General features: G+C 71.7%; 15 protein-coding genes. 5 read left to right on the top strand and 10 right to left on the bottom strand.

Going from position 1 to position 13,724, the window contains the following annotated elements:
- Position 1: 1 nt before the first annotated feature.
- The 5 genes from DI005_RS27665 to clpS all read right to left on the bottom strand — a co-directional run bounded on the left by DI005_RS27665 (position 2) and on the right by clpS (position 2,961).
- The gene (locus DI005_RS27665; RefSeq protein ID WP_112271223.1) at positions 2-280 is read right to left on the bottom strand and encodes a MoaD/ThiS family protein; all 279 of its coding nucleotides are present in this window, start codon (positions 278-280) and stop codon (positions 2-4) included.
- Between the two features lie 69 nt (positions 281-349).
- Entirely contained in the window at positions 350-814 is a 465-nt protein-coding gene (locus DI005_RS27660; RefSeq protein ID WP_110337929.1) for a Mov34/MPN/PAD-1 family protein, read from the bottom strand.
- A gap of 301 nt (positions 815-1,115) precedes the next feature.
- Positions 1,116-2,123 (bottom strand): P1 family peptidase, encoded by a 1,008-nt coding sequence (locus tag DI005_RS27655; RefSeq protein ID WP_113644099.1) that lies wholly within the window; start codon positions 2,121-2,123, stop codon positions 1,116-1,118.
- Positions 2,123-2,680 carry a DUF2017 domain-containing protein gene (locus DI005_RS27650; protein WP_112271221.1) on the bottom strand — a complete coding sequence of 186 codons (558 nt, stop codon included), beginning with the start codon at positions 2,678-2,680 and terminating at the stop codon, positions 2,123-2,125. Before DI005_RS27650 ends, DI005_RS27655 begins: the two co-directional genes overlap by 1 nt.
- Positions 2,677-2,961, bottom strand: a complete 285-nt coding sequence (clpS, locus tag DI005_RS27645) for an ATP-dependent Clp protease adapter ClpS (protein ID WP_112271220.1) — start codon at positions 2,959-2,961, stop codon at positions 2,677-2,679. Before clpS ends, DI005_RS27650 begins: the two co-directional genes overlap by 4 nt.
- A 73-nt stretch (positions 2,962-3,034) precedes the next feature.
- Between clpS and DI005_RS27640 the strand changes: the two genes are divergently transcribed.
- Genes DI005_RS27640 through DI005_RS27630 form a run of 3 tightly spaced genes read left to right on the top strand, consistent with a single transcriptional unit; the run spans position 3,035 to position 5,854 of the window.
- A complete protein-coding gene (locus DI005_RS27640; RefSeq protein ID WP_112271219.1) occupies positions 3,035-4,336 on the top strand; it encodes a nicotinate phosphoribosyltransferase in 1,302 nt (433 codons plus the stop codon).
- 10 nt (positions 4,337-4,346) lie between these two features.
- Entirely contained in the window at positions 4,347-4,919 is a 573-nt protein-coding gene (locus DI005_RS27635; protein WP_112271218.1) for a nicotinamidase, read from the top strand.
- Positions 4,916-5,854 carry a sugar kinase gene (locus DI005_RS27630; RefSeq protein WP_113644098.1) on the top strand — a complete coding sequence of 313 codons (939 nt, stop codon included), beginning with the start codon at positions 4,916-4,918 and terminating at the stop codon, positions 5,852-5,854. The genes DI005_RS27635 and DI005_RS27630 overlap by 4 nt, the downstream gene beginning before the upstream one ends.
- Here the strand turns inward: DI005_RS27630 and DI005_RS27625 are convergent.
- Together DI005_RS27625 and DI005_RS27620 are read right to left on the bottom strand one after the other, a co-directional pair.
- Positions 5,851-6,501: a choice-of-anchor P family protein gene (locus tag DI005_RS27625; protein WP_112271216.1), complete on the bottom strand. Its 651-nt coding sequence runs from the start codon at positions 6,499-6,501 to the stop codon at positions 5,851-5,853. The genes DI005_RS27630 and DI005_RS27625 overlap by 4 nt on opposite strands.
- Positions 6,502-6,666: 165 nt before the next feature.
- Entirely contained in the window at positions 6,667-8,511 is a 1,845-nt protein-coding gene (locus tag DI005_RS27620; RefSeq protein ID WP_113644097.1) for a glycerophosphodiester phosphodiesterase family protein, read from the bottom strand.
- 128 nt (positions 8,512-8,639) lie between these two features.
- Here DI005_RS27620 and DI005_RS27615 point away from each other — a divergent pair, with 128 nt between their 5' ends.
- Both DI005_RS27615 and DI005_RS27610 read left to right on the top strand, forming a co-directional pair.
- Positions 8,640-10,691 carry an ATP-dependent DNA helicase gene (locus DI005_RS27615; protein ID WP_113644096.1) on the top strand — a complete coding sequence of 684 codons (2,052 nt, stop codon included), beginning with the start codon at positions 8,640-8,642 and terminating at the stop codon, positions 10,689-10,691.
- Positions 10,692-10,744: 53 nt separating this feature from the next.
- Positions 10,745-11,092 carry a hypothetical protein gene (locus DI005_RS27610; protein WP_113644095.1) on the top strand — a complete coding sequence of 116 codons (348 nt, stop codon included), beginning with the start codon at positions 10,745-10,747 and terminating at the stop codon, positions 11,090-11,092.
- 66 nt (positions 11,093-11,158) lie between these two features.
- Here the strand turns inward: DI005_RS27610 and DI005_RS27605 are convergent, their stop codons facing one another.
- The 3 genes from DI005_RS27605 to DI005_RS27595 all read right to left on the bottom strand — a co-directional run.
- The gene (locus tag DI005_RS27605; protein ID WP_113644094.1) at positions 11,159-11,917 is read right to left on the bottom strand and encodes a peptidyl-tRNA hydrolase; all 759 of its coding nucleotides are present in this window, start codon (positions 11,915-11,917) and stop codon (positions 11,159-11,161) included.
- Positions 11,914-13,143, bottom strand: coding sequence for a phosphoserine phosphatase SerB (gene serB / locus DI005_RS27600; protein WP_112271206.1), 1,230 nt, complete (start codon positions 13,141-13,143; stop codon positions 11,914-11,916). Before serB ends, DI005_RS27605 begins: the two co-directional genes overlap by 4 nt.
- The coding region (locus DI005_RS27595; protein WP_199543262.1) for a cbb3-type cytochrome c oxidase subunit I at positions 13,140-13,724 on the bottom strand (585 nt) is incomplete at its 5' end. The genes serB and DI005_RS27595, both read right to left, overlap by 4 nt.

The following is a 13,724-nucleotide window of genomic DNA, read 5'->3' as shown; positions in this document are numbered from 1 at the left end:
GTCAGCGCGCGCCGCCGGCGACCGCGGGCAGGATCGTCACGGTGTCACCGTCCTTGACCTCGGCATCGAGCCCGCCGGCGAACCGCACGTCCTCGTCGTTGACGTAGACGTTGACGAAGCGGTGCAGCTTCTCGTCCTTGACCAGGCGAGCCTTGAGTCCTCCGTGCCTGGCCTCGATGTCGTCGATGACCTCCAGCACCGTCTTGCCGGACGCCTCGACGGACTTCTCGCCGCCGGTGTGCGTACGCAGGATGGTCGGGATCGACACGGTCACGGCCATGGGTTACCTCCGCAAATGGTTTATGACAGGACAGACGTTCACGAAGACGGGGAAATTCCCGTCTGTGACCTACGCGTCGGGTACGTCGTCGCTACCGGTGTTGGCGAACATGTACGACTCGACGACCTCGACCGGCTCCTCGGTCACGACGCCGTCGACGATGCGGTAGGACCGGAACTCGTGCTCGTCCGCGTCCCTGGTCGACACCAGCACGTAGTGCGCGAACGGCTCCTGGGCCAGCTTGATGTCCGTGCGGGAGGGGTACGCCTCGGTGGCGGTGTGCGAGTGGTAGATCACGACGGGTGTCTCGTCGTTCGCGGCCATCTCGCGGTACAGCTTGAGCAGGTCACCGGAGTCGAACTCGTAGAACGTCGGCGAGCGCGCGGCGTTCACCATCGGGATGAACCGCTCGGGACGGTCGCTGCCGTCGTCGGGGCCGGCGATGACGCCGCACGCCTCGTCGGGGTGGTCACGACGGGCGTGCGCGACGATCGCGTCCACGAGGTCACGGCGGATCCGAAGCACGGTGAACATCTTACGGGCTGGATACCGGGCGTTCACAGCGTGAGACGAGCCACGAACGTCACACCCGCGAGTCCCCCGCTCCCACCCGCGAGTCCCCCGCTCTCGCCCGCGAGTTGCCCGCTCCCGCCTGCGAGTTGCCCATTCGGGACGCCGAGATGCGCGACTGGGGATGCGATGGCGGCAACGGAGCGCACACGTCGCGCGCCGGAACGGGGAACTCGCCCGCCGGAACGGGGAACTCGCCCGCCGGAACGGGGGACTCGCGCGCCTCAGCGGGGGACTCGCGCGCCTCAGCGGGGGACTCGCGTGGTTACGGCTTGAAGGCCTCCGGCCAGACGTCGCGGTACGCCGGCAGGCCCGGGACGCCCGTCGCCGCGAGCAGGCCACGCACCATCGCACGGGTGAACACCCTCGCCGCGGCGGAACAGAGCGCGTCGAGGGCGACCATCCGGCTCGCCTCGCCGATCCGGCCCTGCTCGCTCGGCAACTCCCGCTCACCCGTGGCCAGCGCGAACACGGTGTCGCCGTCGAACATGGTGTGCGCGGGACGAACGGCACGCGCGAGCCCGTCCTGACCGGCCACGGCGAGCCTGCGGCACTCCGCCTTCGACAACGTCGCGTCGACTGCCACCACGCCGATCGTGGTGTTGAGATCCTTCCCACGCGGGGAGAGGTCACCCGGCCTGCCCGGCCACCGGGCGACGCCGAACTCGCCGTCGACCTCGTGGTCCGCGGCGAAGGGCTCCCCGGTGCCGGGGCGCACGGCCTCGCCGGACGCGTTCACCACCGCGAGCGCGCCGACCACGAACCCGTCGACGACCTCGCTCGCCGTGCCGACACCGCCCTTGAGGGAGCCGACCTGCGCACCGGCCCCCGCACCGACCGTGCCCAGCTCGACGGGACCGTCCGTGGCCGCCTCGCACGCCGCGTAGCCGAACGACGCGTCCGGCCGGTTGCCCCACGTGCTTCGCGGCAGGTCGAAGATCACGGCGCCGGGCACGATCGGCACCACCTCGTGGGGCTCGACGCCGACGGGGAAGCCCAACTCGTGCTCGCCGAGCCAGCGCATGACGCCGTCCGCGGCCGCGAGCCCGTACGCGCTGCCCCCGGACAGGCACACGGCGTTGACCCGCTGCACGAGGTTCTCCGGCTCCAGCAGGTTCGTCTCCCGCGTGCCGGGCGCTCCGCCGCGCTGGTCGACGGCGGCGACGGCCTCCCCCGGCACGAGCACCACGGTCGTGCCCGTGGCCCAGCCGTCCCCCACCCGGTGGTGGTGGCCGACGAGCACGCCCGGCACGTCCGTGATCGCGTTCCGCATCACTCGGTCAGTGCCTGTACCAGGCTCTCCTGCACCCAGGTCAGCCAGTGGTAGACACCCAGATGCGGCGCGCGGGGGTCGTCCTCGGGCAGCTCGTCCGGCATGTCGTCGGTGACGTCGAGCGCGGTGCCGAGCGCCAGCCGCACGTCGTTGAGGGCCGCCAGCCACGCGTCGGCCTGCTCGTAGGTCAGCCGGATGTCGCCGCCCTCCGGCGGCAGGGTGTCCATGACGACGGCGGCGACGCCGACCTTGGCGTCCAGCACCTCCGGCTCGTGCAGCGAGCGGAGCGCGGCGACCGAGTCGAGGTCCTCCGTCGTCGGGTTGTCGGGGTCCAGCTTGTGGAAGTCGGGCAGCAGCCGGGACAGCACCGGGTCGTTGGGGCTCTCGGACGGACCCGTCTTGATCCCGGTCAGCTCGGCCAGCTCGTCCTGCGGCGCCTCCTGCGCACGCGCGCGGAGCATGTCGTCCACCTGACTCACCAGGCCGCGCAGCACCGCGGCCTCCTGCTGCTCGAAGCCCGCGAGCACCTTGCCGCCCTTGCGGCGCCAGCCCTTCACGGCTGTTCCATCGTGGCCCACAGGCCGGCCGCGTGGAGCTTGGCGACGTCGCCCTCCACCTTCTCCTTGGTCCCGGACGACACGGCGGCCTTTCCCTTGTGGTGCACGTCGAGCATGAGCTTCGTGGCGTGGTCTCTGCTGTACCCGAACAACTTCTGGAACACGTACGTCACGTACGACATCAGGTTGACCGGGTCGTTCCAGACGATGGTCTGCCACGGACTGTCCCCGGCGGCGGCGTCCGCACCGAGTGTCTCTTCGGCCTCGACAGGCGTGGTCATGGCTCCATGTTGTCACGCCTCGAAGGGGCGGTGCGGCACCGGTCGGGCCGTGTGGGTGAATAGTCTTCCCGGTATGGCCGAACAGAGCGGCAACAACGACAACAGCACGGCGCTGCTGACCGACCACTACGAACTGACCATGCTCGGCAGTGCGCTCGCGGACGGCACGGGTGAGCGGGACTGCGTGTTCGAGGTCTTCGCACGCAGGCTCCCCGCCGGCCGCAGGTACGGCGTCGTCGCCGGTACCGCCAGGGTCGTCGACGCGATCACCGACTTCCGGTTCACCGACGCCGAGATCGCACAGCTGGAGACCACGGCGGTGGTGGACGGCGACACCCTGTCCTGGCTCGCCGACTACGAGTTCTCGGGCGATGTCGACGGCTATCCCGAGGGTGAGCTGTACTTCCCCGGCTCCCCGATCCTCACCGTGCGGGGCACGTTCGCCGAATGCGTGGTGCTGGAGACGGTGGCGCTCTCGATCCTCAACCACGACAGCGCGGTGGCCTCGGCGGCAGCGCGGATGTCCAGCGCGGCACACGGCAGGCCGATCATCGAGATGGGCGGGCGGCGCACCCACGAGCAGGCCGCCGTCGCTGCCGCGCGCGCCGCGTACCTCGCCGGGTTCGCCACCACGTCCAACCTGGAAGCGGGCCGCCGCTACGGGATCCCGACGCGCGGCACGGTCGCGCACGCGTTCATGCTGCTGCACGACAGCGAGGAAGCGGCGTTTCGCGCGCAGATCGACAAGATGGGCGTGGACACGACGCTGCTGGTGGACACCTACGACATCACGGCGGGCATCGAGACGGCCGTGCGCGTGGCCGGTCCCGAGCTCGGCGCGATCCGGATCGACTCCGGCGATGTCGGCGTGCTCGCCCGCAAGGCCCGCGAGCAGCTCGACTCCCTCGGCGCCAGTGACACGCGGATCGTGGTGTCCGGCGATCTCGACGAGCACGCGATCGCCGCGCTGCGGGCCGAGCCCGTCGACGCGTACGGCGTCGGCACTTCGGTGGTCACCGGTTCGGGCGCGCCGACGGCCGGAATGGTGTACAAGCTGGTCGAGGTCGACGGCAGGCCGGTCGCGAAACGCAGTGAGCACAAGGCATCCAGAGGGGGCCGCAAGTCGGCGCTGCGCAGGCACAAGCCGACCGGGACCGCGCTGGAGGAGGTCGTCTACCCGACCGCGAAGCCGCCGGAGCTCGGCGAGCACGACCGCGAGTTGCTGATCCCCCTCATGCGCGCTGGACAACCGGTGGACGAGCTGCCCACCCTTGAGGACGGAAGGCAACGGCTGCGCCGCGCGCTGGTGAGCCTGCCGTGGGAGGGGCTCAAGCTCTCCGGCGGCGACCCGGCCATCCCCACGACCTTCAGCTGAGGAGGACGAGATGACGACCGCGCTGATCGTGGTGGACGTGCAGAACGACTTCTGCGAGGGCGGTGCGCTCGCGGTCACCGGCGGTGCCGCGGTCGCGGAGGCGATCTCGGGGCACCTGCGCGACAACGACTACGCGCACGTGGTGGCCACGAGGGACTACCACATCGATCCGGGCGCGCACTTCAGCGACGAACCCGACTTCGTGCGCTCGTGGCCCCGGCACTGCGTGGCCGGCACGGCGGGCGCCGGCTTCCATCCGCAGCTCGACGTCGGGCCGATCACGGCGGTGTTCTCGAAGGGCCAGTACAGCGACGGCTACTCCGGGTTCGAGGGCGCGACCGACGCCGGCGAGCGGCTGGCGGACTGGTTGCGCGAGCGGGACGTGACCGCGGTGGAGGTGGCCGGCATCGCGACCGACCACTGTGTCCGTGCCACGGCGCTCGACGCGGCGAGGGCGGGCTTCGGGGTGCGCGTGCTCGCCGACCTGACCGCGGGCGTCTCGTCGTCCACTGTGGACAAGGCACTCGCGGAGCTGAGGTCGGAGGGCGTGGAGATCAGCGGAAGCCCACGGGTCGCTTCGTGACTGTTCCCGGTCTGCTGACCTTCGGCGAGACCCTCGCCGCGTTCGGCACCTCCGAGGGCAGGCTGCGGCACGCCACCACGGCCGAGGTGGGCATCACGGGCTCGGAGTCGACCGTGGCGATCGGTGTGGCCAGGCTCGGCATTGAGTCCGCGTGGGCTGGCAGGGTCGGCGCCGACGAGCCGGGAGCGCTGGTGCTCTCGCGGCTGCGGGCGGAGGGCGTCGACACCTCTGCGGCCGTCACCGACCAGGAGGCGCCGACCGGGCTGGCACTCAAGGACTTCCGCACGCCCGACTCGCCGCGCGTCGCCTTCTACCGGCACGGCAGCGCGGGTTCCCGGCTGTGTCCCGAGGACATCTGCGAGGACCGCGTCGCCGAGGCGGGCGTGCTGCACCTGTCCGGGATCACGCCCGCGCTGTCCGACACGGCGGCCAAGGCGGTGCTCGCGGCGATCGAGGTGGCACACGCGGAAGGCGTTCCGGTGTCGTTCGACCTCAACTACCGGCACGCCCTGTGGCCGCCGGAGGAGGCCCGCCCGGTGCTGCTGGACCTGGTGACCAGGGCCGACATCGTGTTCGCGGGCGACGACGAGGCGCGCATGCTCGGCTTCGACGGCACGGCCGAGGAACTGGCCTCCGGCCTGTCCGAGCTGGGCCCGGAGGAGGTCGTGGTGCGGCTCGGGCCGAGGGGCGCGGTCGCGGAGCTGCACGGCTCGCGCTACGACGTGCCCTCCTACCCGGTCCGCGCGGTCGACGCCGACGGCGCCGACGACGCGTTCGTGGCCGGTTATCTCGCGGACTTCCTCACTGGAGCGCCGCCGGAGCGGCGCGTGCGCACGGCCGCCGCGTGCCGTGCGCTCGCGCTGTCCGTGGAGGGCGACTGGCAGGGCCTGCCCGACCGGGAGGAGCTGACGCAGCTCTCCCGGCCGCCGCGTTAGCCCCCGTAGGGATCGCAGGCGGCCGTGCCGACGCGGATGTCGCCGCTGGCGGGTCCGCCCTGCGGGAACAGTTTGATGCGCAGTGCGGTCGTGGTGAGGCTGCCGTCGGGCGGCGTCGGCGCGGTGAACTCGTTGAGCACGAGCTCGGCCAGCGGCGGGTCGCCCTGTGCCCTGCCGGGGATCGTGATGGTGTGGTTCGGCGGGATGTTCTGCGGCAGGGTGAAGCCGGAGACGCCGCCGAGCTCGACATAGCCGCTGCTGCCGTTCGTGGTGGTGCGGCACTCGGCCGAGAACGTGCGCACCCGGATCGTCGGCCCGCCGAACTGCTTGAGCACCGAGGTCTCGAACCGCTGGCCCGTCGCCTTCGCGCTGGACACGCCGTCGCCCGCGCGGGCACAGTTCGTCTCGCCGCGGCCGAACTCGGTGTCGGCGCCGACGTCCACGCCGTCCGATGCGCCCGCCGCCGGGCCCGCGACGTCGCACGGGGCGATCGGCCCCGCCTGGGTGACCTCGCCGTTCACGACCAGGTCCGCCGCGCCGAGCGACGCCGACGCGGTGGAGACGGTCTGCGCCTGAGCCTGCACTGGCAGCGCGAGCGCCCCGGTCGCGAGAACGGCCACCACCGCAGCCCTGTTGATCTTCGCCATGCGCGTTCCTTCCAAGATCGCCTGCTGACCCGCACACGACATCGGCGGAGCCGCGCCGTCACCTGACCCGGTCGCGGTGACGTCACTCGCTTGTGTGACCCCGCCTTGCCCCAAGGCCACCTTTGTTGCGTTGAACGCAACGAAGGTGGCCTTGGGGGCAGTTGGTCAGCGCTCCGAGAGCGTGCGGAGGTCCGCCAGCAGGACTTCCTCCTGCTCGGCGGTGAAGCCCGCCTTGTGGACGGCGCGCTCGGCGAGCTGCCAGCGGCCCTTGTCGAGGTGACCCAGGATCGTGGCGGTGTCCTCCGGCGCGACACCGGCCTCGGCCACCAGCACCCGCACACCCGTGACGTCCACGACGAGGTCGAACGTCGCGCTCGCCTCCGCCGTGCCGCCGGGCCCCTCGGCGACGGCGGTCAGCTTGTGCTCGCCCGCCGCGAGGTTCCGCAGGTCCAGCGGGGCGCCCACCTCGACCGGCTCGCCGTCGAGCGTCACGGTCACGGTCTCGGCGTCGCGGGCGTCCACCGCGACCACGGCCGAGGAGTACCGGCGCAGCTGCGCGCCGTCGGCGGGCGCGACGAGCGACACGCTCGGCTTCGCGGGCGCGTCCTGCCCGGCCCGCTGCCGCCAGCCGAAGTGCTCACCGGCCTTGTTCGTGATCACGGCGTCCACGCCGATCTCGGCCAGCCGCAGCCAGGTCCCGGCGTCGTCGATCGTGTAAGGCATCACGGCGATGCCGGCGTCGTTGAGCGTCGCCACGGTGCCGGGCCTGGTGAGCAGCGCCGCCGACGAGGGGTTGTAGGCGACCACGCCGAGGTCACGCGCCGTCGCGAGCGGGTCGGCGTCCAGCGTGCCCCGCAGCAGGCCGAGCGGGATCTCCGGTGCCAGGTCGCGCGCATCGCGCAGCACCCGCTCGTCGAAGCTCTGCAGCAGCACCTGCTCGGCCATGCCGCGGGCCCTGACCTCGGCGAGGATGCCCTCGGTCTCGGCGCGGGTCTCCGGGCCCTTCACCTCCAGCAGCAGCGTCGAACCGCTGCCCTTGACGAGGTCCAGCACCTCACCGAGGGTCGGCACGCGCTGGCCCTCGTACGCGGGCGAGAACCACGAGCCCGCGTCGAGCCCGGTGACGTAGTCGGCCGTGAGCTTCGAGACGTCGCCAGTGCCCTCGGTGGTGCGGTCGACGGTGCTGTCGTGCATCACCACGGGCACGCCGTCGGCGGTCGTCTGCGCGTCGATCTCGACGTACTCGGAGCCGGCCCGGATCCCGGCCTCCACGGCGGCGAGCGTGTTCTCCGGCGCGACCGAGGAGTAGCCGCGGTGCGCGACGGTGAGCGGCAGCGCGCCGTCGGGCTGCGTCACCGGCAAGGGCTCCAGCTCGGTGACCTTGACGTCGTCGACGCTGATCCGCGCGCCGTCGGCGATGAGGCCCAGCACGCCGCCGGTGCTGCGCCGCACCTGCGTCGACGTGAGCACGGTCTGACCGTCGAAGGACCAGGTCGCGCGGCTGCCGTGCACCTCGATGGCGACCCGGATGTCCCGGCCGGTGCCCGCGTCGTACGGCGCGGCGCCCGCGTTGGTGACGTTCCAGGTGTTGCCCTCGGTGCGCCCGGCGAACTCGATGCCGTTGCTCGCGGTGGACGCCGACCGCATGATCGCCTGGCTCCACGGCACGGCGCCGGACGGGTCGGTGTCGAGCACGAGGCCGGCCCAGCGGCTCGTGTTGTTCACGGACTCGAACCGGATGGTCGCCTCGGCGCGGAAGTCGCGCAGGTGAGTGCCGAACGTGATCCTCGAAAGGCTGCCCGGTTCGGTGTTCACCAGGCGGCCTCCCGCGACCTGCCACTGCCCAGCCACGGGCCGCCAGCCGTCGGGCAGCGCGGTGCCGTCGAAGGACTCGTCGACGACGACGTCTCCGGGGTCCGCGGCGGCCATCGGGGACAGCGCCGGACCGGCGACGGCGACCGTGGCCGCCGCCAGCAGGCAGGCGAGGATGCGGGATGGGATGCGTCTCATCCGGCAGACGTTATGACCGGTTCGCGACGACTCGATGAGACGTGAATGGACCGTTCGTGATCAATGGGCGACCAGTTGGCGCGCACCGCGCCCGGAACTGACGCACCCGGGCGGTAACGTCTCGATCCGTGCCGTCCTCCATCTCCACCCTGCCCAGCGTCCGCGATCTCCTCTCGCACGCCGTCGAGGCCGTGGGCGGAGCAGAGCGCGAGGGCCAGGTGCGGATGGCGGAGGCGGTCGCCAAGGCGATCCGCACCGGCGAGCACCTCGCCGTGCAGGCGGGCACCGGAACCGGGAAGTCGCTGGCGTACCTCGTGCCCGCAATCCGGTACGCGGTGGAGCACGAGGCGACGGTGGTGGTCTCCACGGCCACGATCGCGCTGCAGCGCCAGCTCGTCGACCGGGACCTGCCGAGGCTCGCGAAGGCGCTGAAGAAGCCGCTCGGCAGGGAGCCCACGTTCGCGATCCTCAAGGGCAGGCGCAACTACCTCTGCATGCATCGCGTGCACACCGGCGCTCCCGAGGAACCCGAGGACACCGGGCTGTTCGACGCGTTCGCCGTCTCCCGCATCGGCAGGGAGGTCAAACGCCTGCACGAATGGTCGTCGGACACCGAGACCGGCGACCGCGACGAACTCGTGCCCGGCGTGTCCGAACAGGCCTGGCGGCAGGTGTCGGTCACGGCGCGCGAATGCCTCGGCGTCGCCCGCTGCCCGGTCGGCACCGACTGCTTCGCCGAGCGCGCGCGGGGCGAGGCGGGCCGCGCGGACGTGGTGGTGACCAACCACGCGCTGCTCGCGATCGACGCGCTGCAGGAGTACCAGGTGCTGCCCGAGCACGACCTGGTGGTGATCGACGAGGCGCACGAGCTGGTCGACCGCGTGACGTCCGTGGCCACGTCCGAGCTCACCACGTCGCTGATCTCCGCGGCCACGCGGCGCTGCGGCAGGCTCATCGACGCCGACATCGCCGACCGGCTCCTGGAGGCCGGCGACGGGCTCGCGCTCGTGCTCGACGACCTGCCGCCGGGCCGCATGGACACGCTGCCGACGCCGCTGGGCGGCGCGCTGACGGTCGTGCGCGACGCCGCGCACGGGTGCCTCACCGCGCTGGGCTCCGAGCGCAAGGAGGACATCGAGGAGGCCACGGCACGCAAGCTCGCCCGCTCGCTGCTCGACGAGGTGCACGACACCGCGGTGCGGCTGCTGGACGCGTTCGACGAGGACCAGGCCCACCGGCAGGACGTCGTCTGGCTCTCCGGGGACCAGTACTCGGCCTCGCCCCGGCCGCCCGCGCTGCACGTCGCGCCGCTCTCGGTGGGCGGGCTGCTGCGGGAGCGGGTGTTCGCGCGCAGCACCACGGTGCTGACGTCCGCGACGCTCGCGCTCGGCGGCGCCTTCGACACGCTGGCCCGCCAGTGGGGGCTGCCACCGTCGCCGAAGCCGACGGTCAAGGCGGAGGGCACCGCCACGGACAAGCCCGCGCCGTCGGACGACGACGGCCCGCGCTGGAGCGGCCTCGACGTCGGCTCGCCCTTCGACTACCGCAAGCACGGAATCCTGTACGTCGCCAAGCATCTGCCGCCGCCGGGTCGCGACGGACTCGGCGAGCGCACGCTCGACGAGATCGCCGAGCTCATCGACGCGGCCGGCGGGCGTGCGCTGGGGCTGTTCTCGTCGATGCGCGCGGCGAAACAGGCCACCGAGGAACTGCGCGACCGCGTCAAGCACCCGATCCTCTGCCAGGGCGACGACTCGACGTCGTTGCTGGTGAGCAAATTCGCCGACGATCCACGCACGTGCCTGTTCGGCACACTCTCGCTGTGGCAGGGCGTCGACGTCCCCGGTCCGTCGCTGCAGCTCGTGATCGTCGACCGGCTCCCGTTCCCGCGCCCCGACGACCCGGTGTCGTCAGCCCGGCAGCGGGCCGTCGAAGCGCGTGGTGGCAACGGTTTCCTCACCGTCGCGGCCACCCACGCCGCGTTGTTGCTGGCACAGGGCACTGGGCGGCTGCATCGGTCCGTGACCGACAAGGGCGTCGTCGCGGTACTCGACTCGCGCCTGGCGACGGCGCGCTACGGCGGATTCCTGCGCGCGTCGCTGCCGCCGCTGTGGCCGACGCACGACCCAAAGGTCGCCCGGGACGCCCTGCGCAGGCTGGACGCCGCCGCCCCGGCCTGAGCGCCGGGGAAGAAGGCGCTACGGTGAACGGAACCCGAGGCAAGGGAGAAGTCTTGTTCCCCGACTCATCCAGCGCACGGTCCCGGTCGGTCAGCGTGGACGACACCGGTGTGCGCCGACAGCTCGCCGATGGCAGCGAGGAGTCCATCACCTGGTCGGAGCTGACCGCCGTGGTGGTGCGAGTCATCCCAGAAGGTCCGTGGAAGGAAGACGTCTTCCTGATGCTGGCCGCGGCCGACGGAACGGGCACAGCGGTGCCGAGCGGCGACCCCGCGGCGAACGCGCTCATCGAACGGCTGCAGACCCTGCCCGGTTTCGATCACGACAAGTTCGTGGAGGCCATGACGACCGACGCCGACGAGGCGTACGTGGTCTGGAAGGCGGACAGCCAGCCCGCCTGACAAACGCTCCCCAAGGCCACCTTTGTTGCGTTGAACGCAACAAAGGTGGCCTTGGGGGCAGGTGGTTCAGCCTCGCCACTGGGCGAGCACGGTGACCGTGCCCGGGGCGATCTCGGTGAAGCCGGCGTCCCGCACGGCGATCACCTCGCGGTCGCGCCAGGCGGCCGCGGGATCGCGCGGGTACAGCTTCGTCCACTCCGCGTCGGTCGCCGTGCGCACCGCGCAGCCGTAGTCCCGCTCCCGCCAGCGCGCGAGTTCCTCCTTGCCCAGCAGGGAAGCCAGCAGCATCGTGCCGTGGCCCACCTGCGCGGCGGCCTTGCCGACCGTCATCGTGATGCCGGGGTTCAGGAGCAGCAGCGGCAGGTCCGCAGGCGGCTCCCCAGGCTCGTCGGCGGGCAGGTCGCTGCCGGAGATCTGCAGCCGCGCGACGTCCTTGGGCACGTCCGCGACCCGGCCGGGCAGCAACGCGCGCGCCTGCGCTCCGTCCACTGTCACCGTCACGCCGGGCAGTTCCTGCACGGCCTGCCAATGCGCTCCCCGCGCCCGCCTGGCGACCTTGCGGATGTGCCCGCCCACCCACGCGCTCACGGCCTCGTGCCACTCCCCGCCGTCGGCGGCGCGCTCGTCGAGGCACACGGCCAGCGCCGCGGTCGCCGCCGCCTCCAGCAGCGGCGTGCGCGCGGGCGGGCCGGCCTTCTCCATGCGCAGCACCACCGGCATCGCCCGCACTTCGCCGGGGGCGGCTTCCGGCTCCGCGGTCTGCTCCGAGGGAAGACCGAGCCACGACGCGTAGCGCGCGGCGAGTGGTTCCAGTATCGAGGTCACGGCCGGACGAGCGGAAGCCCGTCGGCGGCGTCGGCCGCCTCCACCTCCGCGCGGGTCACGCCCAGCATGAACAGCACGGCGTCGAGGTAGGGATACGACAGCGCGGCGTCGGCGACCTCACGCAGCGCGGGCTTGGCGTTGAACGCGATGCCCATGCCCGCGGCCGACAGCATGTCGATGTCGTTGGCCCCATCTCCGACGGCGACGCACTGCGCGACCGGAATCCCGTAGCCGGAGGCGAACTTGCGCAGAGCCACCGCCTTGCCCGCCCGGTCGATGATCTCCCCGGTGACGCGTCCCGTGAGCTTGCCGTCCACGATCTCCAGCTCGTTGGCCGCTGCGAAGTCGAGACCGAGGTCCTTGACGAGCCGGTCGATGATGCGCGTGAACCCGCCGGACACGACGCCGCAGCGGAAGCCAAGGCGCTTGAGGGTTCGGACAGTGGTGCGCGCACCCGGCGTCAGATCGATCGAGTCGGCCACCTCGTCGAGCACCGACTCGGGAAGCCCCTCGAGCAGGGCGACCCTGCGTTCGAGCGACTCGGTGAAGTTCAGCTCTCCGCGCATCGCGGCCTCGGTGATCTCCCGCACCTGCGACTCGAGACCCACGTACGCCGCGAGCATCTCGATCACCTCACCCTGGATCAGGGTGGAGTCCACATCGAACACGACGAGCCGCTTCGCGCGCCGCGACAGCCCGGCCCGCTCGATCGAGACGTCCAGACCGCCGCGCGAACCCACCTCCGCGAGCATCGAGCGCAGTTCCGCGTCGGCCTCGGGCGTGTCCTGCGCGACCGAGGCGTAGACCTCCAGGCCCGTCACCGGATAGTCGGCGATGCTGCGGATGGTGTCGATGTTGGCGTTCACCGCCGCGAGCCTTCCCGCGACCTCCGTGAACGCTCGCGCCGTCACCGGGCGGCCCAGCAACGTGAGGACGTGCGTCGAACCCTGCCGCCCCTGCGCGAACGGATCGGTGCCGATCGCCGAACCGATGCGGACCTCGACGTGCATCGACACCGTGGCCATCGCCTGCTCGACGGCCTCCTGCAGCGCCTCGGGGTCGCTCTCGACCCCGACGAGCACGCCGAGCACGAGCTGACCCCTGATCACCACCTGCTCGACGTCGAGCACCTCGACGCCGTGCCGGGTCAGCGCGGCGAAGAGGACCGAGGAGACACCAGGTTTGTCCGGCCCCGTCGTGGTGATCAGGACAGGGGTCGCGCTCACTGTTCGCTCGCGTTGTCCTTGTCGTGCCGTCCCGGGACGGCGGCCTCGGTGAGGACCTCCGACGGCGCGTCCTTCGCCTCCGGGTGAGGCAGCGCCTTACCCGTGAAGGTGATGTGGCCCTCGTTGTGCATCCGCTCGACCATGTGCGGGTAGTGCAGCTCGAACGCCGGGCGCTCGGAACGGATCCGGGGCAGCTCGGTGAAGTTGTGCCTCGGCGGCGGGCAGCTGGTGGCCCACTCGAGCGAGTTGCCGTAGCCCCACGGGTCGTCCACGGTCACGACCTCGCCGTAGCGGTAGCTCTTGAAGACGTTCCAGATGAACGGCAGCGTCGAGGCACCGAGGAGGTAGGCGCCGATCGTGGAGATCGTGTTGAGCGTGGTGAAGCCGTCGGTCACGAGGTAGTCGGCGTACCGGCGCGGCATGCCCTCGGCACCCAGCCAGTGCTGGACGAGGAACGTGGCGTGGAAGCCGATGAACGTGGTCCAGAAGTGGAGCTTGCCCAGCGGCTCGTCCATCATCCGGCCAGTGATCTTCGGGAACCAGAAGTAGATGCCGGCGAACGTGGCGAACACGATCGTGCC

This window comes from Prauserella sp. PE36, assembly GCF_003311655.1.
In the GTDB taxonomy this organism is placed as follows: Bacteria; Actinomycetota; Actinomycetes; order Mycobacteriales; family Pseudonocardiaceae; genus Prauserella_A; species Prauserella_A endophytica.
This window is presented reverse-complemented; position numbering and strand designations above follow the sequence as displayed.